The sequence below is a fragment of the Tsukamurella asaccharolytica genome (assembly GCF_007858435.1).
Taxonomy (GTDB): domain Bacteria; phylum Actinomycetota; class Actinomycetes; order Mycobacteriales; family Mycobacteriaceae; genus Tsukamurella; species Tsukamurella asaccharolytica.
In genome coordinates this window covers 24,432-42,927 of sequence record NZ_VIGW01000006.1, presented here as the reverse complement: position 1 = coordinate 42,927, position 18,496 = coordinate 24,432, and the positions used below count along the sequence as shown (strand labels likewise).

Below are 18,496 nucleotides of genomic sequence, written 5' to 3'. Positions count from 1 at the left end.
GCGCCCCGCTAGGATGGCTCCTCGTGGCGGACGAGATCGTGATCTACACCGACGGTGCGTGCCTGGGGAACCCCGGGCCCGGGGGCTGGGGCGCGGTGCTGCGCTTCGGCGAGCACCAGAAGGAGCTGTACGGCGCCGAGAAGGACACGACGAACAACCGCATGGAGCTCATGGGCGCCATCTCGGCGCTGGAGGCCATCACGCGGCCGATGCCCGTCGTGCTGTACACCGACAGCTCGTACGTGATGAACGGCATCACCAAGTGGATCGCCGGCTGGAAGCGCAACGGCTGGAAGACCGCCGCCAAGCAACCCGTGAAGAACGCCGAGCTGTGGCAGCGCCTGGAGCAGGCGGCGGCGCAGTACGAGATCGACTGGCGCTGGGTCAAGGGCCACGCGGGCAACGAGGGTAACGAGCTCGCCGACCAGCTGGCCTCCCGCGGCGCGCAGGAGGCGCGGGACTCCTAGCGCGGCGAGTTCGGGGGGCTCGCGGCCGCGTTCAGCTCCAGAATCGCGATCTCGGGCGGAGCACCCACCCGCACCGGCGGGCCCCAGGCCCCGGCGCCGCGGCTGGTGTAGACGGGCATCCCGTCGACCGATTCGAGCCCCTGCAGCGCCGGTTGCTGCAGCTTCACGAGGTATCGGAAGGGCCAGAGCTGACCGCCGTGCGTGTGCCCCGCGACCTGCAGATCCACTCCGCGCTTCGCGAACTCGCGGCCCTGCAGCGGCTCGTGCGCGACGGCCACGGTGAACGCGGCCGGGTCGACGCCGGCGAAGGCGGCGGCGTAGTCCACCTCGTGGGGCGCCGTGCCGGTGCGGTCGTTGGCGCCCAAGATCGTCACCGTCGCGCCGCCCCGCTCGAGTCGCGCGGAGGCGTTGGTGAGGGGCGTGACGCCGACGTCGCGCCACCGCTGCACCCAGTTCACGACGTCGCCCGCGTAGTACTCGTGGTTGCCGGTCACGGCGAACACCCCCAGCGGGGCGCGCAGGTCGCGCAGCGGCGTCAGGTCGTCGCCGATCTGCGCCACCGTGCCGTCGATGAGGTCGCCGGCCATCAACACCAGGTCGGGGCGCTCGGCATTGGTGCGGTCGACGACGCCCTGCACGAACCCTCGGCTGCGCACCGGGCCCGCGTGGAGGTCGGTGATCAGCGCGACCTTGAGCGGACCGAACGCGGCGGGCATCGACGCGAGCCGGATCTCGGTGTGCGTCACCCGCGGCGTCGCGGCCTCGACCAGCCCGTACAGCGTCGCGCCGACCGCACCCACCACGCCCACCAGGGCGACGACGCGGCGCAGCGGCGCACCGTCGAACCCGGGGCGGACGAGCCGGGCCAGGCGGCCGAGCACCCACAGCACCCCCAGCACCAGCAGGGTGAGCACCAGGTAGAAGACCGTCGCGAGCCAAGTGAGCCCGGCGGCGCTGATCCACCGCACCCGGTCGGGATCGATGCGACCCCGGCCGGCGAGCATCCCGACGGGCGCGGCCAGCGTCAGGAGCGTGGCGGCCACGACGGCGACGGTGCCGGCCACGCGCGCCGGGCGGGAGCCCCAGCGGCGCACCACGCGCCACTGGACCGCGGCGAGCGCACCCAGCGTGATGATGAGAACCCCGATGACACCGGTGGGCACGTGCGCCTCCCCTATGATGATGCAAACTCGGACATCCGAATGTACCCGGAGGGGTCCGCGTCGCTACACTCGTGCCGCACGCCCTCGTAGCTCAGTCGGATAGAGCGGATCTCTCCTAAAGATCAGGTCGCAGGTTCGATTCCTGTCGGGGGCACTCCCGCGCCACGGCGCCTACTTCGCGCGCTGGGCGATCGCGTTGACGAAATCCTCGAGCATCTGCTGCTCCGTTTCGGCCGACTGCGCGGTGCCGCCCGTGGCGTCCGAGATCCGCTTCAGGGCGGGCAGGTCGGCGTCCTTGCTGATGCCGACGGTGTGGATGTTCACCGGGCGCGTCGGGTCCACGAGCCTGCGCAGCTCCGCCACCAGCCCGTCGAGGGTGGTGCCGCCGTTCTTCTCGTTACCGCCGTCGGAGAGCAGGATCAGCGAGTTCGAGTAGGCGGGGTCGAAGTCGGCCACGGCCTGCCGGTACGCCGCGAGCGTCGTGTCGTAGAGGCCGGTGCCGCCGCGGACGCGACCGGGCAGGGAGTTCACCCCGTCGAGCAGCGCCTGCCGCTGCGTCTTGTCCCCCCTCTTGTCGGACAGCCGCGCGGTGGGGACGACCTCGGTCCAGTCCCTGCCCCCGTTCGCCGCGAGGGAGAACGTCCACAGGCCGACGGCGTTCGCGTCGGGGATCTGCGTGACCACCTTGGTGAAGCCCGACGCCAGCATCCCGATGCGGGAGGTGTCGCCGACCTTCTCGTTCATCGAGCCGGAGGTGTCGACCACCACGAGCGCCTTGAGCGGCACCGCGAGCGTCGAATAGGTCCGCCCGGCGCTCGCGAGGCGGGCGCGATCGGGGTCCGGGAGCGCGGTGACCGCGCCCACGCCGCCCGACGGTGCCTCGGCCAGCGCGGTGCCGCGCAGGCCGTCGCGGGCGAGGGCGGCGCGGCCGTCGTCGGAGGTGAAGGTCGCGGAGAGGCGCTCGCCGGCCTCCGTGGCGGCGGCTTTCCGGTCGCCGCCGGCGACGACGGCGAGCAGCAGCTCGTCGCGGGGTGCGCCGGTCTTCGGCACGACGGCGGCGAGGTCGCCGCGGCCCTTCTTCGCCGCGAGGTAGGCGTACTCGGGCACGATGACGACGCCGCGATCGGTGGCCGCGGCCGCGACGGGCTCGCCGGTCACGCGCTTGGCCGCCTGCGCGTACTGGGCCAGGACGGAGTTGAGGGCCTGATCGTCGCCCGCGCCGGGCCGGGTGGACTCGGCGACGGCCGCGGCGACGGGCGCCCCGGCGTACGGGGAGTCCGCGGGCACGGCGCGGATGGTGGCCTGCGTCAACGCCTCGGACCAGCTCGCGGGCTGCGGGATCGCGGTGCCCGCCAGCACGATCGGGGAGCCGGCGACGGCGGTGGTCGGCAGCTCGCGCCCGAGCTGGGCGGAGACGGCGTCGGCGCGCAGCCGCGACGGGGCCAGCCACAGGTCGGCCGCGCCGCTCGCGAGACGGCCGGCGGCCTCACGATCGGGCGCTTCGGTGACCGCGAAAGTGGTGCACCGGTCGGAGGCGAGCGAGGCCTGCGACCGCGCGGCTGCCGCGACCGACGGATCGGCCATCACCGTGACGGTGTTGGTCGCGCCGCAGCCGGCGAACCTCCCGCCGACGATCGCGACGATCCCGGCCACGAGGACCGCGACCAGCGCGGCGGCGAGCAGAAGGCGGGCGACGTTCCTGCCGCGCGGCTTCGCCGGCGCCGGATCAACCGGTGCGTCATGACGACCCATGAGAGCAGTGTCGCCCTTTCTGAAGGTGTATTCCTGCTGGTCCTGCCGGCCCTGCTGGGGACGGGGTTCGTGAGGTCCGTGCCTGCCAGGCTAGCGGACCGTCGCCCACCAGTCGGCCGTCGCGGGCGCGCCCGGCCCGTCGGCACCGTCGACCCGGCCGCCCGGCATGGGGATGATCGTGGCCACCCCGGCCTCCTCCGCGGCGGCCAACAGCCGCTCGACGGGCTCGGACCAGTCGTGGAATGCCAGGTTGAACGTGGCCCAGTGCACCGGGACGAGCGGGGCGCCGGGCTTGGCGATCATCGCGTGGATCGCGACGGCCTCCTCCGGATTGGTGTGCACGTCGGGCCAGAGCGGGTCGTAGGCGCCGATCGGCAGCAGCGTGAGATCGAACGGGCCGAAGTGGTCGCCGACCAGCTTGAACCGCTCGGTGAAGCCGGTGTCGCCGCCGAAGAAGACGGAGTGCTGCGGGCCCACGAGCGACCAGGAGGCCCACTGCGTGGAGTTGCGGGTGAGACCGCGGCCGGAGAAGTGCCTGGCCTCGGTGCACACCACCTTGAGCTCTGTGCCGTCGCGGGTGAGCGTGTGCGCCTGGTCCCAGTCCAGCTCGACGATCCGGTCCTCCGGGACGCCCCACGCGCGCAGGTGCCCGCCCACGCCGACCGGGACGCAGAAGGGCACGTCGCGGTCGCGGGTGAGCTCGTCGATGGTGGGCAGGTCGAGGTGGTCGTAGTGATCGTGGCTGATGATCACCGCGTCGATCCGTGGCAGCGCGCTCAGGGCGACGGGGACCGGGTGCAGGCGGGAGGGGCCGATCGTCGGCGACGGGGAGACCCGCTCGCCCCAGACCGGGTCGGCGAGGATCCGAAACCCGTCGACCTCGATGAGCACTGACGAGTGCCCGAACCACGTGACGGCCAGGTCGGAGGCCTGCTCGGGGCTCGGATCCGCGGCCAACGGGATCGGGCCCGACGGTGCGCCGACTCCGTGGCGGGCGCGGCCCAGGACGCCGCGGGCGATCTTGACCGCGTCGAACCGCTGGTGCGGGCTGTCCGGGTCGGAGTTGGTGTAGACGGTGTCCACCTGCGCGCCCATCGACCGCTTCAGCCCGCTCGCGGCGCGGAGCCCCGCGGCGCCGGCCACCCCGGCGGCCGCGCCTGCGACGAAGGTGAGGACGTTGCCCAGCCGCATGTCAGCGCCCCGTGAAGCGCGGCTCGCGCTTCTCGATCCGGGCCATGACCGCCTCTTTGAGGTCTTCCGAGTCCCACACCGCGTGCAGGCGCGCGAGCTCCTCCTCCGTTGCCGGCTCGGCCGCGGCGTCGGCCTTGAAGAGCGCCTTGTAGTTCTGCAGCGACAGCGGCGCGAGCTTCGCGATGCCGTGCGCGAACTCGAGGGCGGCCTCGCGGTCGCCGATGGCGTTGGCGAAGCCCAGATCCAGCAGCTTCTCCGCGCCGATCTTCTGCGCGGCCAACAGAACGCCGCGCGCGTGGCCCCCGCCCACCAGATCCTCGAGGCGGCGCAGCGTCCACTTGTCGATGGTGACGCCCAGCTTGGCCGCGGGGATCGCGATGGTCGCGCTGGGATCGAGCACGCGCAGGTCCGCGAGCATCGCCATCTGCACGCCCGCCCCGACGGCCGGACCGTTGAGCGCGGCCACCAGGATCTGCTTCATCGACTCGACCCGGCGGTAGAACTGGATGACCCGCTCCATGAAGTTCTTGTCCAGCACCGCGCCCGATCGCAGGTCCGCCCCCGCGGAGAACACGGTGCCCTGGCCCGTGAGCACGATGACGAAGACCTCGTCGGCCTCCGCGCGGTCGAACGCGGCCTCCAGGCCGTCCATGATCTCGGGGTTGAGAGCGTTCCGCGCTTCCGGGCGCTGGAACTCGATGACGGCGACCTTCTCCACCAGCGTGTAACCAATCATGGCCCGCAATCTACGCTACGGGGGTGACGGATGTCGTCGTGGTCGGTGCTGGCCAGGCCGGTCTCTCGGCCGCCTACTTCCTACCCAGGTTCGGTATCGAGAATCCCGTTGTGCTCGATCACAACGCCGGTCCCGGGGGCGCGTGGCGGCAGCGCTGGCCGTCGTTGACGCTCCGCTCGGCGAACCACGTGCACGACCTGCCGGGCTGGGGCCTGCAGGACGCGCTGGGCACCGACTGCGACGACGTCCCGGCCGCCACCGGCGTCGCGCGGTACTTCGGCGCCTACGAGGAGCGCTTCGGGATCGACGTGCACCGGCCCGCCCACGTCGCGTCGGTGTCGCGGTGCGACGACGGCTACCTCGTCGCGGGCCACGGCGCCGAGGGGCCCTTCGAATACCGGGCCGCCGCACTCATCAACTGCACCGGCACGTGGGACCGGCCCTTCTGGCCGACGGTGCCCGGCGCACCGTCGTTCCGCGGAACCCAGGTGCACGCGCACGACTACCGCACCCCCGAGCCCTTCGCCGGGAAGCGCGTGGCCGTCGTCGGCGCCGGCATCACGGCGGTACAGCTACTGCTGGAGATCGCCGAGGTCGCGGAGACGGCGTGGTTCACCCGCCGCGAGGTGCAGTGGGACACCACGCCCTTCGACCCCGACAAGGGGCGCCGCGCCGTCGCGCGCGTCGAGGAGCGGGTGCGCGCGGGCCTGCCGCCCGGGTCCGTCGTCTCGGTGACGGGACTGCCGATGACCGACGCCATGCGCCGGGGCATCGAGGCCGGGGTGCTGGTCCGGCGACCGATGTTCACCGCCCTCACGCCCGACGGTCCGCAGCTCGCCGACGGTTCCCTCGTGGCCGCCGACGTGATCCTGTGGTGCACCGGATTCCGCTATTCGATGGACCACCTGGCGCCGCTGAACCTGCGCTCCCCCGGCGGCGGCATCGTGATGACCGGGCCGCTGGCGACCGAGGTCGCCGGCGAACCGCGGCTGCACCTGTTGGGCTACGGCCCGTCCGCGTCGACGATCGGCGCGAACCGCGCGGGGAGGGAGGCCGCCCGAGCGGTCGCCGCGGTGGTCGGCGGGTCCGGCGAGTCCGGCGGGTCCAGTGGGCCTGGAGTACTGGGTTAGTCGAGCGGGCGGCTCTCCGATTCTGTCCACGATGGACAGGGTCGCCGTGCCGCGCTACAGCCTTCGCACCGCTCCGATCCGAGCGGCCGACGTTCCGTCCCCCACTCGACGCCGTTCGTGTGGTGGGGGGTCGGCCGTCCCCCACTCGACGCCGAATCCCCCACCGGACGCCACACCTCCCCCACCCGAAGCCGTCTCCCGCTTCGGACGCCGCCGTCCTCCGCGCAGACTCAGCGGCGGCGGGCTTGTCCGAGTCGGACAGAATCGGAGAGTCGCGTGGCAGGGGCACCGTCGCACCCCGACCCCGGGCCCGGCGCCCGCCGGCCGACGGGTCAGCGCAGGTTGAAGGTGACGGGGTCGGGGCCGATGCGCTTGCCCTCGATCGCGCTGATCCGGGCGACCTCGTCGTCCGTGAGCGCGAACACGAAGACGTCGAAGTTCTCGGCGATGCGGGCGGGCGTCACCGACTTGGGGATCACGACGTTGCCCAGCTGCAGGTGCCAGCGCAGGATCGCCTGCGCGGGCGTCACGCCGTGCGCGGCCGCGACCTCGACGACGGCCGCGTCGGTCAGGGACTCGCCCTGCCCCAGCGGCGACCAGGCCTCGGTGGCGATGCCGTGCTCGGCGTGGAAGGCGCGCAGCTCGTCCTGCGGCAGCCCGGGGTGCAGCTCGATCTGGTTGACCGCCGGGGTCTCGCCGGTCTCGTCGATGAGGCGGCGGAGGTTCTCCACGGTGAAGTTGCTGACGCCGATCGCCTTCGCGCGCCCGGAGTCCCGGATCTGCTGGAAGGCCTTGAAGGTGGCGACGTAGCGGTCGTACTCGGGGACGGGCCAGTGAATGAGGTAGAGGTCCACGTAGTCGGTGCCGAGGCGCTCGAGCGAGCCGTCGAAGGCGCGCAGCGTCTCGTCGAAGCCCTGGTCCGAATTCCACAGCTTGGTGGTGAGGAAGACCTCCTCGCGGGCGAGGCCGCTCTCGGCGATCGCACGGCCCGTGCCCGCCTCGTTCTCGTACACCTTGGCCGTGTCCACACTGCGATAACCGACCCGCAGGGCCTCGGCGACGGCGTCGTGGGCACCGTCGTCCGACACCTGCCAGACGCCGAAGCCGAGCTGGGGGATCGAGGTTCCGTTATTGAGCTTCACATTCGGTACGGTCATACCCGAACAACGCGCTCGCGACGCTCGGTGTTCCCAGTAATCTCGAATCCATGGCGATCACGGCGCAGGACCTCATCGATGCGATCCTCGACCGCGGCACCTTCACCAGCTGGGACGGCCCGCTGCCGGACGTCGCGCCGGACGCGGAGTACGCCGCAGCGCTGGAGCGCGCGAGGGAGCGCTCGCACCACGACGAGGCGGTGATCACCGGGGAGGGCCGCATCCGCGGGCAACGGGTCGCGCTGATCGCGTGCGACTTCGCGTTCCTCGGCGGCTCGATCGGCGTGGCCGCGGCGGAGCGGATCGTCACCGCGGTCGAGCGCGCGACGGCGCTGCGACTGCCCGTGCTGGCGGCGCCCACGTCGGGCGGCACGCGGATGCAGGAGGGGACCGTCGCCTTCCTGCAGATGGTGAAGATCTCGGCGGCCGTCACGCTGCACAAGCAGTCGGGCCTGCCGTACCTCGTGTACCTGCGCGATCCCACGATGGGCGGGGTCTTCGCGTCGTGGGGCTCGCTGGGGCACGTGACCATCGCGGAGCCGGGCGCACGCGTCGGCTTCCTCGGCCCGCGCGTCTACGAGGCGCTGCGCGGCGAGCCCTTCCCCGACGGGGTGCAGACCGCCGAGCACCTCTTCGAGAACGGACTCATCGACGGGGTGGTGCCGCTGCGCTTCGTCCGACTGCTGGCGCACCGCACGCTGCGGGTGCTCGCGGGCGTGCAGGACGCGGACCCGCTGGCGCCGCACCTCGGCGTGCGCGGCGAGCTCGACGCCGCGGAGGACGAGACCCCCGCGTGGGAGTCGGTGCAGATCAGCCGGCAGGCCGGGCGGCCCGGCGTGCGGGCCTTCCTGCGGCACTCGGCCACCGACCGGCTGCCGCTCTCGGGCACCGGCGAGGGCGAGACCGACCACACGCTACTGCTCTCGCTCGCGCGGGTGCAGGGCTATCCGTGCGTCGTCGTCGGCCAGGACACCACCCGGGCCGACGGTGCGGCTCCCCCGCTCCTCGGTCCCGCGGCGCTCCGCGCGGCGCGGCGGGGCATGCGGCTGGCCGCCGAGCTGAACCTGCCGCTCGTGCTCATGATCGACACCTGGGGCGCGGCGCTCTCCCCCGAGGCGGAGGAGGGCGGCCTCGCGGGCGAGGTGGCGCGCAGCCTGTCGGACCTCGTGACGATCCGGGTCCCGACGGTGTCGGTGCTGCTCGGGCAGGGAACGGGCGGCGGGGCACTGGCGATGCTGCCGGCCGACCGCGTGCTGTGCGCCCAGCACGCCTGGCTCGCGCCGCTGCCGCCGGAGGGCGCGAGCGCCGTCATGTACCGCGACGTCGAGCACGCCGCGGAGATGGCCGACCGGCAGCGCATCCGCGCGGCCGACCTGCTGGAGGACGGCATCGTCGACCGGGTGATCCCGGAGCGGCCGAACGCGGCCGACGAGCCGACGGAGTTCTCCCGCCGGGTGGGGCTCGCGGTGAGCGACGCCCTCGCGGAGCTCTCGCTCATCCCCGATCCGATCCGCATCAGCCGCCGGCTGGACCGGTACCGGTTCCTGGGCGGCGGGAGGTAGCGCTCACCAGTCCCAGAGGCTGGTGTAGCCGTCCTCGAGGAACCGGGCGAACAAGGCCGTCTTGGTGCGCGCGCTCCGCCCGGCGCCGGCGTACTTCCCGCGGACCCTGGCGATGTGGGTGGCGACGGTGGCCGGGCTGATGAACATCAGCCGCGCAGCGCCCTCCTTGGAGTCGCTGGCGAACCAGGCGAGCAGCACTTCGATTTCCCGTTCCGACAGTGCAACAATCCCCCGTTGTCGCAAAGCTGCAATCTGGAATTCGGGGCCGGCCGCGTTCTCGACCGATTCCACCACCGTCATGATTCACCCATTCCTTTCACGACCCGCTCGGATCGCGGCGGTATCAGCGTTTCAGTCCGACACCCGAATTCCCTCCTCGACGGCGTTGTTCGTACTATCTCCGTACGCCGACCAGGCTCATCGACGATGTACGGGGGAGATCGGACATGCCATCGGACGAGAATCCACCGCCGCGGCCCTCCCCTGACTCCGTCACAACCCGCCCCGAGTTGGGGGCCGCGCTCCAGGCGCTGCGTGACGCTGCAGGTCTGACCGTACGAGAACTCGTCGAGCAGTCCGAGGGCTATCTCGGCACGCTGTCCGGGTGGCTGTCGGGGGCGCACGCTCCGACAGCGGCGAATCGCGACCTCTTCGATCGCGTCCTGACTGTGTGCGGGGTTCCGGAATCCGAATTCGGAGAATGGTGGGACGCGGTTGCGCGGGCACGTGTTCGTTCGCGCACCAAAGCGTCGGCGCCGTTGACACAGCCTCCCTATCGGGGCTTCGCAGCATTCGATATCGCCGACGCCGACGACTTCTTCGGACGCGACGGTGATATTCGCATCGTGCGCGAACGAATCGATGCGATCACACTGCGCCGAATCGCCCCGACGCCCGTTCTCGTCGTCGGCGGCAGCGGGATCGGGAAGTCGTCCGTGGTGCGCGCGGGCCTGGCCCGGACCCTGGCCGACGACGCCGGCTGGGACCACGTGGTGATCACGCCGGGCGTCGCGCCGATGACCGCCCTCGATGAGGCGGTCGCCGCGCTCCGTGCCCGGTCGGCGCCGCACCGCGTGCTCGTCGTCGACCAACTCGAGGAGATCTGGACCCAGGGCGACGCGGCGGCCGCCCACGAGGTGCTCGCCCGGATCCTCACCCTCGCCGGCGACGGGACCGGCGCGGGCCAGGGGGACCTGGTGGTGATCCTCGTCCTGCGTTCCGATTTCCTCGACCGATTGCTCGCCGAACCCGGCTACGCGGCCGTGTCGGCGGCGGGCCCGGTGGTGATCGGCCCGTTGGACCGGGAGGGCCTGCGGGCCGCCATCACGGGTCCCGCGGACCGGGCCGCGATCACCATCGCGCCCGGGTTCGTGGATCTGCTTCTCGACGACGCCGAGGCGACCGGCGACGCTGCCGGCGTCCTCCCGCTTCTTTCACACTCCCTGCTGACCACGTGGGAGCGCTCCGGCGGGGCCGGGCTCACGGTCGACGCCTATCTCGAGACCGGCCGTCTCGCGGGCGCAGTGCAGCAGAGCGCCGAGGCGGTGTACACCGCGCTCGACGGGGCCGAGCGCAGGGCCATGCCCGAACTCCTGCTCGCCCTGATCAACGTCGGTGAGGACCGCGTCACCCGCCGCATCACGCCCGTCGCCCAACTGGGCGTCGACGATCCGGTCACCGGCGCGGTCCTGAACAGGCTCGTGGAGGCCCGTCTCGTCACCGTCGGCGACGACGGGGCGCAGATCGCGCACGAGGCCCTGGTCCAGGCGTGGCCCCGCCTGACGCAGTGGGTGGACGACAATCGCGCGCGCATGCGGCTCGAGCACCGGATCCGGGTCGCCGCCGAGCACTGGGCGCAGGCCGGCGAGGACGATGACCTGCTGCTCTCCGCTGGAATGCTGGACCTCGTCGAGCCCCTCTCCGCCGAGCGCCCCGGCCGCTGGGGAGAGGCCGAGCGCCGCATGATCGCGCGGAGCGTCCGGCGCCGGGAGGAACGCCGCGACCGCGAGCGGCGGCAGGTCCGCAAACTCCGCGCGGTGGCGATCTCCGCCGGCGCCCTGGCCGTGGTGGCGGTCCTCGCGGCGACCATGGCCTGGATCGGCCTCGCGAGCACCGCGCGCGCGAGGGACACCGCCACCCAGGCGAACAACGAATCGACCAGCCGCCAGCTCGCTCTGGAATCGCGGCGGCTGCGGCCCCGGGACTCCGCGCTCGCGGCGCAGCTGGCGGTGGCGGCGTACCGGATCTCCGAGACCGTCGAAGCCCGGTCGAACCTGCTGGACACGTTGTCCGAGCCCCTGTCCGCGCGACGGCTGATCGGCGGCCCGTTCGAGGTCGCGCCGGCGCCGTCCGGCGGCGTCGCCGTGATCCGCACCGAACGACGCGTCGACCTGTACCGGGTCGACGCGCGCGGCCTCGCGGACCGCCTCGGCAGCGCCGACATCGACCCGGGCGAACTCCCCGGTTCCGGACTGCAATTCACCCCCGACGGCACCGCCCTGCTCGTGGGTACGGGGCGCGGTGTCCTCGAGATCGATGTCCGCGACGCGGCGAACCCGCGCGTGGGTCGCACCGTCGACGTCGGACGACCGGTCGTGCGCGTGTCGATGTCCGGCGACGGGCGCACCGTCCTCGCCTCCAGGGCCGACGCCTCCCCGGTCCTGCTCCGTCGCGGCGGCGCCGCCGACGTCCCGCCCGTCGAGTTCCCCCGGGGTGCCTACGCGGAGACGCAGGCGTCGGTCGCGCTCAGCGCGGACGCCCGTATCGCCGCAGTCTCCGCGCCCGGCCAGGGCATCAGCCTGTGGGACGTCAGCGGCCCGGTTCCCGTGGCCCGGGGGACCCTGCCGCTCACGGGGGCGTCGAATCAGGCGGTCCGCATGGTCTTCCACGGGAATTCCCTCGCGGCGGGCCTCCGCAGCCGGGAGGCGATCGTCGTCGACACCTCCGATCCCGCGGCGCCGGCGCTGCGCCGGACGGTGCCGGGCTTCACCAGCTACGTCAACGACGTCGAGGTTTCGGCCGACGGTGCGCGACTGGTCGCCGCGAGCTCCGACGGGCAGGTCCGGGTCGTTCCCCTCACCGGCGACGCGCCGGAGATGGTCTTCAGCGGACCGGAACCGATCGGACTCGCCACCGTGGCGGGCGGCGTGATCCTCGCGGCCGCCGACGGCGGCGTACTACGCACCTGGCCACTCCGCGACGCCGCGATCAAACTCGGCGAGCGCGCCGTCTTCCAGATCCCCACCCACGGATCCGACCTCCTCGTCGCCAACGGCGGCCCCGATACTGCGGTCGGCCAGTGGCGCACCGTATCCGGACCAGCATTGGAACGCTCGGGACCGGACATCGCGGCACCGTCGGGTGACCTGTTCTCGGGTGCGCTGGCCCTCTCCACCGACGGCGCGCTGGCCGCGCTCGGCACGGCGAACGGGCGGATTCTGCTCGCGGACCTGCGGGATCGGTCGAGACCGCAACTCTCCCGCGAGGCGGCGCAGGCCCTGGGCTCGATCGTCGAGACCATCGCCATCTCGCCGGACGGTCGCACCGCGATCGCCGGCGGGCTCTCGACGACCCGGGTGGCGATCCTCGACATCGCCGACCCTGCCGCACCGCGGGTGGTCGGCGGGATCGACCTGAACAGCGGCGCGCCGTCGGTGGGCTTCCTGAGTGATCGGTCCGCGGTGCTCGGCACCGCGGACGGGGATCTGGTCCGCATCGATCTGAGCGACCGCGCCGCGCCGCGCGTGGTACGCACCACCCATGTCTTCGAGGCGGCCATCGCGGCGTTGACGGTGTCCCCGGACCGCCGCACCCTGCTCCTCTCCGCGTCCGGGGGCGGTCACCTGGCTCAGATCGATCGGCTCGACGACCGCGAGCCGCGCGTGATCCGGTTCGGCGGGCCGAGCGGATCCGTCTCCGGCGGCGCGTTCTCCCCCGACGGATCCCGCCTCGTCCTCGCCTCGTCCAGCGGCGAGGTCCGCGTCCTCCGCCACCGCGACGGGGCGGCTCCCGAACTGCAGGCGACCTTGACGGTGGACGGCGCGATCCTCTACGACGCGCGATTCACCGCCGACGGGACGATGGTCGTCGCGTCCGGCAACAGCGGGCGCCTGCGGGTCTGGGATCTCGACCCGCAGAAGGCCATCGAGGCCGTATGCTCCTCCGGCTCCGCGCCCATCACCGACGAGGAGTGGGACCGCCTCGCCCTGGGTGCGGGCTACTTCGACCCCTGCGACTGAGCGCGGCGGCCGTCGGTCACCCGGCGACGGTGACGCCCCACTGCACCCGGGTGGGGTCCACCGTCGTCACGGTGACGGTCACGTCGTGCCGGTGTCCGCTCGCGGTCATCGCGCAGCTCTGCCGGGCCCCGACGGTGCCCGCGAGCGCTCCGGCGCAGGTCACGGCGTCGACGGGGCGCTCGCGGGCGAGCACGTCGCGGGTGCGCTGCTCGAGTTCCGCGACGGCCACCCGTTGCCCGGACCGCGGTACGCCGGAGACGGTCGAGTCCCAGCGGACCCGATCGCCGTCGACGTCGGTCACGCGCAGTTGCACCGCGAACTCCTCGCCGCCGCGGGAGAGCACGCAGGACTGCGCCGCACCCACCTGTGCCGTCAGCCCGCCGTCGCAGCGCAGAGCGTCCGACGGTGCCGCCGCGACCTGCGCGAGCGTGCCGGATTCGACCTGTTCCTGCGGGAGCTCGGTGGGCGCGAGCATGGCCCAGCACGCGGCGATCGCGACGCCGGCACCGCCGGCCACGACCGCCACCGCCCGCAGACCCATCGCGACCCGTTTCCGTGATTGAACTCCGTCTTCACGACGTGAGGATTGCGTTTATTGAATCACGGCGGGTCCGCGATCTCAATGCCCCCGACGACGCCGCGTCCGCAGCGACCCCGTCAGGTCTCAGCCGGCGCCGGTGACGGTGAGGTAGATCAGCGCGACGTTGAGCGTCACGATCAGCACTCCTGCGGCCGCGGACGCCCAGCGCAGGGGCGCCCGATCGGCGAACTCCCCCATCAACGTCCGGTCGGCGGTGAAGCGGCGCAGGGGCAGCAGCGCGAAGGGGATGCCGAAGCTCAGCACCACCTGCGAGATGATCAGCGCCTCGGTGGGCGGGACGCCGATCGCGAGCACGCCGATCGCCGGGATCATCGTGACCAGCCGGCGGACCAGCACCGGGATCCGCTTGCGCAGGAGGCCCGCCATGATCGTGCCGCCCGCGTAACTGCCCACCGACGTGGAGGCGAGACCGGACGCCAGCAGCCCGACGGCGAAGAGCCCGGCCACAGCAGGCCCGAGTGCGTCCCGCACCGCGGCGTGCGCGCCCTCGATGGAATCGGTGCCCTCGCGGCCGTACAGCGCGCTCGCCGCCAGCACGAGCAGGGCGATGTTGACGGCGCCCGCGATGATCAACGCGAGCACCACGTCCACCCGGGTGACCTTGAGCAGCCGGCGCGCGCGCTCGACGGCGCCCTCGGCGGGCGGGGTGCCGTGCCGGTCGACGACCAGCGCGGAGTGCAGGTAGATCGCGTGGGGCATGACGGTGGCACCGAGCATCGACGCGGCCAGCAGCACCGTCTCCGTGCCCTGCAGGCGCGGGACGAGCCCGCCGAGGACGGCGGCACCGTCGGGCGGCGCGACGATGAGGCCCGCGAGGAAACCGACCACGATGATCGCGAGCATCCCGATGATCACCAGCTCGAACCGGTACTGGCGCCGGCCGTCGGCGAGCACGAGGAGGGCCGTCGAGATCGCGCCGACGATGAGCCCACCCCAGACCAGCGGCACCCCGAACAGCAGGTTCAGAGCCAGCGCGCCGCCGATGACCTCGGCGATGTCGGTGGCGGCGGCGACTAGTTCGGCCTGCCCCCAGAACGCCAGGCGCGCACGGCGCGGCAGCCGGTCACCCAGGACCTGCGGCAGCGAGCGGCCGGTCACCACGCCCAGCTTGGCGGACTGGTACTGGATCATCACGGCCATGACGTTGGCCAGCACCAGCACCCACACCAGCAGGTAGCCGTACTTGGCGCCCGCGGTGACGTTCGCGGCCACGTTGCCCGGGTCGACGTAGGCGATCGCGGCGACGAACGCGGGGCCGAGCAGCATCAGGGCTCGGACCGGGGTCTGCTTCGTCGGCGCAGCGGAATCGGTCAGCACGCTACGAGGCTAGGCGAAGACAATGTTTCGGGCAACCGAAACATTGTCTTCGCGTTCCGGAGGACGTCAACTCAGGGCGTCGGGATCCTCGCGCAGGAGGGACTCCACGGAGTCGCGCAGCCGCGCGAGCTCGCGGCGCTGATCCTCGCCGTACTCGCGGGCGGTGTCGTCGAGCACGCAGACCGTGCCCACCACGGCGCCGTCCGCGTCGTGGACCGGGAGGCCGAGGTAGTTGATCAGCCCGTACTCCGTCTCGTCCTCGTTGCCCGCGAACACCGCATCGGCCCGCGAGTCCCGCACGTAGACCGCTTCGTCGCCGTCGACGACCCGCTCGCAGTACAGCGGGACCCGCCCCGGGGCGCCGAGCGCCTTCGCTCCGGCTCCGCCGACGACGTAGGTGTGCGCCGCCTCCCCTGCCGTGCCGGCCACCACCATCGACTCCGCGTCGCTGCGCATCACCAGCACGGACTTGACACGGAAATCGGTTGCCACGCGGGCGAGTTCGTCGGCCACCGGGCCGAGCCCACGGGTGGTGTCGGGACGTGAAGTCATGCCCCCAGGGTCCGGAGGCGATCGCAGGCCGTCAAGCTCTGCGATCCCCGCGCACGGAAATCCGGGCTACGTCGCCGGGGCCACCGTCGTGGTCGTGACCGGCGCCTGCACCGTCGTCCGGGGCGCGATCGGGATCGGAATCTCACGGGTCGGCACGGGGACCGGCACGGTCGTCGTCGGAATCGGCACAGTCGTCGTCGGGACCGGCGCGACAGTGCGCGTCGGCACCGGCACGGTCGTCGTCGGGACCGGCGCGACGGTGCGCGTCGGCACCGGCACGGTGATCGGGACCGGCGCGACGGTGGTGGGCACGGGGGCCACCGTGGTCGGCACCGGCGCAACGGTCGTGATCGGCGGCGCGAGCGTCGTCGTCGGGATCAGGGCGGGCACCGTCGGGCTGGGCGCGCCGGGTGCGGCGCTGGTGGTGGGGACCGTCGTCCCGCCCGCCGGCGTACCCGGGTCACCGGCCCGCGCCCCGGACGGTGCCGGTGCCTGGGCCGGGGAGGTCGCGGCTCCGGTGCCGGGGGCCGTGGCCGTTCCGGTGCCGGGCGCGGTCGTGCCCGTGCTCCCGCGACCGGCGGTGTCCGCAGCGGCCGTGGTCGCCGTCGTGGTCGGCGCCGAGCTCGGGTTCGCCACCGACACCTTGACGCTGGTGCCGACGGCAGCCTCGACCTCCGCACGGCTGCCGGCCTGGATCACCGCGCCGTCGAGCGCGGCGGCGACCGGGGCCACGATCGTGGGATTGATGTTGACGTTGCCGGGGATCCGCGCGCCGGGCAGCGCGAGGATCGGTTCGATCTTCGCCGACGTCGGCAGCGGCGCAAGCACCACCCCGGGGGCGACGGGCGCGCTGATCACGGTCGTCGTGGTCGTGGTCGTCGAGGTGTACACCGGCGCGACGATCATGTCCTGCCCGCACACGTCGACGGGCCGGCCCGGCGTGACGGCCCAGACCGGGAAGAACGGGTCGCCGAAGCGCGGGTTGACCCTGCGGTACGGATTGGTGCCGATGTTGATCGTGATCGACACCGAGATGATCGGCTGCGGCCTCGGCTGCGTCCAGCCGCGCGGGTAGATCCACATCACGGGGACATCCGCGCGGAAGCCCGGGTCGAACCACGGCCGCGGGTATCCGGGCCGGTCCCAGGGCCGCGGCTGGCCCGGGACCCACGGCCGGACGCCGAGCTGGCGGCCGTAGACACTCCAGCAGACCTGCGTCTGGTACTCGGGGCCCGCGATCCACGAGCCCCAGCGACCGGTGTCGCAGATGGTGCGGTACGCGTCGATCTGACGCGGCGTGTACTGCCACGGCCGGGTGTTCGCGGGCCGGGCCAGCGGCTCCGGCACCGGGGGCTGCGGGGCGGGACGGATGTCGGGCGGGAGCGCGTCCGCGGGGACGGGCGGGTAGTAGACCGTGGTGTTGTTGCTGGTCGAGGTGATCGTGGCCTGCGGCAGACCCGAGTTCACGACGGCCTGCGCGGCCACCGGATCGCCCACCATCATCACGCTCTTGGGCGGCACGGCCACGCCGTCGGTCTGGAAGGCGCCCGGGTTCGCCGTGTACTGGTCTCCCGTGACCGGGCTGAACGCGACCGGCGACTCCTCCGTCGCCGAATCCTTGCCGCACGCCGTGAGCAACCCCGCAACCGACAGCACCGCGGCCGCAGCGGCCCCAACCTTCAACCCGTTCATCGAGTCCTCCGAACCAGCTCCTGGCCGCGAGGATTCCCGCGACGACGCACTCATTCTTGTACTCCGGGGCCACCGGCGCCATCCTCCGAACGGGTGGATTTCAGGCCGCCCGGTCCTCACCTACGCTCGGACCCATGACCGTACGAGACCACGGGGACCCCGGCGACGCCCCCACGATCGCCCCGCCGTTGACCGACATCGCCCGCCCCGCACGTCCCTCCGCGGCGGAGGAGGCGCGCACCGTCGCCGCGGGCACGTTCACCGCGACCCTCGCGACCCTCTCCTCCGACGGCGCGCCCTGGGCCTCCCTGGTGACCTACGGCCTGGTCGGGGGCGAGCCGGTGCTGTGCGTCTCCCACCTGGCCGAACACGGCCGCAACCTGCGGCGCGATCCCCGCGCGAGCCTGTCGATCGTCGCCCCCGCGACACCCGAGGACCCGCTCGCCAACACGCGGATCACCCTGGCCGGGCGGGTGCGCGAGCCCGCGGGCGACGAGGCCGCAGCGGCGCGGCAGGCGCACCTCGACGCGGTCCCGGCCGCCCGGCACTACATCGACTTCAGCGACTTCACGCTGTGGGTGCTCGGGGTCGAGCGGGTGCGGTGGGTCGGCGGCTACGGCCGCATGGACTCGGCGAGCGGCGCCGACTACGCGGCGGCCGCGCCCGACCCAGTGGCCCCCGTCTCCGACGGGGCGGTGCGGCACCTCAACGACGATCACGCGGACGCGCTGCTGGCGATGGCTCAGCGCTTCGGCGGCTACCCGGACGCCGTCTCGGCCCGCTGCGAGCGCGCCGATCGCTACGGCCTCGACCTGCGGGTCGACACGCCCCGCGGGTGGGCCGTCACGCGCGTCGGCTACCTCGCGCCGCTCGACGACGCCGCCGGGCTCCGCGGCGCGACGGTGCAGCTCGCCCGCCTCGCCGCGGAAACGGACTGA

At 73.0% G+C, this 18,496-nt stretch carries 15 protein-coding genes and 1 tRNA gene; 6 read left to right on the top strand and 10 right to left on the bottom strand.

The genetic code is table 11. The features are described from left to right. Nucleotides 1–23: 23 nt before the first annotated feature. On the top strand, nucleotides 24–467 hold the full coding sequence (gene rnhA / locus FK529_RS12695; protein WP_146561660.1) for a ribonuclease HI: 444 nt from the start codon (nucleotides 24–26) through the stop codon (nucleotides 465–467). Here rnhA and FK529_RS12690 read toward each other — a convergent pair. Then, nucleotides 464–1,630 carry a metallophosphoesterase gene (locus FK529_RS12690; protein WP_231703065.1) on the bottom strand — a complete coding sequence of 389 codons (1,167 nt, stop codon included), beginning with the start codon at nucleotides 1,628–1,630 and terminating at the stop codon, nucleotides 464–466. The two genes, rnhA and FK529_RS12690, sit on opposite strands and share 4 nt — an antisense overlap. An 80-nt stretch (nucleotides 1,631–1,710) precedes the next feature. Here FK529_RS12690 and FK529_RS12685 point away from each other — a divergent pair. Next, nucleotides 1,711–1,784, top strand: a tRNA-Arg gene (locus FK529_RS12685). 17 nt (nucleotides 1,785–1,801) lie between these two features. Here the strand turns inward: FK529_RS12685 and FK529_RS12680 are convergent. The 3 genes from FK529_RS12680 to FK529_RS12670 form a co-directional block, all read right to left on the bottom strand. Beyond that, the gene (locus FK529_RS12680; RefSeq protein WP_146561658.1) at nucleotides 1,802–3,382 is read right to left on the bottom strand and encodes a VWA domain-containing protein; all 1,581 of its coding nucleotides are present in this window, start codon (nucleotides 3,380–3,382) and stop codon (nucleotides 1,802–1,804) included. A 90-nt stretch (nucleotides 3,383–3,472) separates the two neighbouring features. Then, nucleotides 3,473–4,573 (bottom strand): MBL fold metallo-hydrolase, encoded by a 1,101-nt coding sequence (locus tag FK529_RS12675; protein WP_146561656.1) that lies wholly within the window; start codon nucleotides 4,571–4,573, stop codon nucleotides 3,473–3,475. Nucleotide 4,574: 1 nt separating this feature from the next. Further along, nucleotides 4,575–5,309 carry an enoyl-CoA hydratase gene (locus FK529_RS12670; RefSeq protein ID WP_146561653.1) on the bottom strand — a complete coding sequence of 245 codons (735 nt, stop codon included), beginning with the start codon at nucleotides 5,307–5,309 and terminating at the stop codon, nucleotides 4,575–4,577. Nucleotides 5,310–5,332: 23 nt separating this feature from the next. On the opposite strand from FK529_RS12670, the gene FK529_RS12665 reads away from it, so the two are divergent. Continuing rightward, the gene (locus FK529_RS12665) at nucleotides 5,333–6,439 is read left to right on the top strand and encodes an NAD(P)-binding domain-containing protein (RefSeq protein ID WP_146561651.1); all 1,107 of its coding nucleotides are present in this window, start codon (nucleotides 5,333–5,335) and stop codon (nucleotides 6,437–6,439) included. A gap of 332 nt (nucleotides 6,440–6,771) precedes the next feature. Here the strand turns inward: FK529_RS12665 and FK529_RS12660 are convergent, their stop codons facing one another. After that, on the bottom strand, nucleotides 6,772–7,581 hold the full coding sequence (locus tag FK529_RS12660; protein WP_146561648.1) for an aldo/keto reductase: 810 nt from the start codon (nucleotides 7,579–7,581) through the stop codon (nucleotides 6,772–6,774). A 65-nt stretch (nucleotides 7,582–7,646) separates the two neighbouring features. Here FK529_RS12660 and FK529_RS12655 point away from each other — a divergent pair, with 65 nt between their 5' ends. After that, entirely contained in the window at nucleotides 7,647–9,158 is a 1,512-nt protein-coding gene (locus tag FK529_RS12655; protein WP_146561646.1) for a carboxyl transferase domain-containing protein, read from the top strand. Nucleotides 9,159–9,161: 3 nt separating this feature from the next. Here FK529_RS12655 and FK529_RS12650 read toward each other — a convergent pair whose 3' ends face one another. Continuing rightward, a complete protein-coding gene (locus FK529_RS12650; protein ID WP_146561644.1) occupies nucleotides 9,162–9,458 on the bottom strand; it encodes a LuxR C-terminal-related transcriptional regulator in 297 nt (98 codons plus the stop codon). Nucleotides 9,459–9,604: 146 nt separating this feature from the next. On the opposite strand from FK529_RS12650, the gene FK529_RS12645 reads away from it, so the two are divergent. Beyond that, the gene (locus tag FK529_RS12645) at nucleotides 9,605–13,396 is read left to right on the top strand and encodes an nSTAND1 domain-containing NTPase (RefSeq protein WP_331456328.1); all 3,792 of its coding nucleotides are present in this window, start codon (nucleotides 9,605–9,607) and stop codon (nucleotides 13,394–13,396) included. A 16-nt stretch (nucleotides 13,397–13,412) separates the two neighbouring features. Here the strand turns inward: FK529_RS12645 and FK529_RS12640 are convergent, their stop codons facing one another. The 4 genes from FK529_RS12640 to FK529_RS12625 form a co-directional block, all read right to left on the bottom strand. Further along, nucleotides 13,413–13,937: a DUF4333 domain-containing protein gene (locus tag FK529_RS12640; RefSeq protein ID WP_146561640.1), complete on the bottom strand. Its 525-nt coding sequence runs from the start codon at nucleotides 13,935–13,937 to the stop codon at nucleotides 13,413–13,415. 123 nt (nucleotides 13,938–14,060) lie between these two features. Next, a complete protein-coding gene (locus FK529_RS12635; protein WP_269432092.1) occupies nucleotides 14,061–15,314 on the bottom strand; it encodes an Nramp family divalent metal transporter in 1,254 nt (417 codons plus the stop codon). 66 nt (nucleotides 15,315–15,380) lie between these two features. Then, nucleotides 15,381–15,866, bottom strand: coding sequence for a GAF domain-containing protein (locus FK529_RS12630; protein WP_146561638.1), 486 nt, complete (start codon nucleotides 15,864–15,866; stop codon nucleotides 15,381–15,383). Nucleotides 15,867–15,932: 66 nt separating this feature from the next. Then, nucleotides 15,933–17,558: a hypothetical protein gene (locus FK529_RS12625; protein ID WP_146561636.1), complete on the bottom strand. Its 1,626-nt coding sequence runs from the start codon at nucleotides 17,556–17,558 to the stop codon at nucleotides 15,933–15,935. Nucleotides 17,559–17,692: 134 nt separating this feature from the next. On the opposite strand from FK529_RS12625, the gene FK529_RS12620 reads away from it, so the two are divergent. Then, entirely contained in the window at nucleotides 17,693–18,496 is an 804-nt protein-coding gene (locus FK529_RS12620; protein ID WP_146561634.1) for a HugZ family pyridoxamine 5'-phosphate oxidase, read from the top strand.

Coding starts and splice junctions, on each gene's coding strand:
- FK529_RS12680 (WP_146561658.1), bottom strand. CDS start 3,382: ATGGGTCGTCATGACGCACCGGTTGATCCGGCGCCGGCGAAGCCGCGC.
- FK529_RS12675 (WP_146561656.1), bottom strand. CDS start 4,573: ATGCGGCTGGGCAACGTCCTCACCTTCGTCGCAGGCGCGGCCGCCGGG.
- FK529_RS12670 (WP_146561653.1), bottom strand. CDS start 5,309: ATGATTGGTTACACGCTGGTGGAGAAGGTCGCCGTCATCGAGTTCCAG.
- FK529_RS12655 (WP_146561646.1), top strand. CDS start 7,647: ATGGCGATCACGGCGCAGGACCTCATCGATGCGATCCTCGACCGCGGC.
- FK529_RS12650 (WP_146561644.1), bottom strand. CDS start 9,458: ATGACGGTGGTGGAATCGGTCGAGAACGCGGCCGGCCCCGAATTCCAG.
- FK529_RS12645 (WP_331456328.1), top strand. CDS start 9,605: ATGCCATCGGACGAGAATCCACCGCCGCGGCCCTCCCCTGACTCCGTC.
- FK529_RS12640 (WP_146561640.1), bottom strand. CDS start 13,937: ATGGGTCTGCGGGCGGTGGCGGTCGTGGCCGGCGGTGCCGGCGTCGCG.
- FK529_RS12630 (WP_146561638.1), bottom strand. CDS start 15,866: ATGACTTCACGTCCCGACACCACCCGTGGGCTCGGCCCGGTGGCCGAC.
- FK529_RS12625 (WP_146561636.1), bottom strand. CDS start 17,558: ATGAACGGGTTGAAGGTTGGGGCCGCTGCGGCCGCGGTGCTGTCGGTT.
- FK529_RS12620 (WP_146561634.1), top strand. CDS start 17,693: ATGACCGTACGAGACCACGGGGACCCCGGCGACGCCCCCACGATCGCC.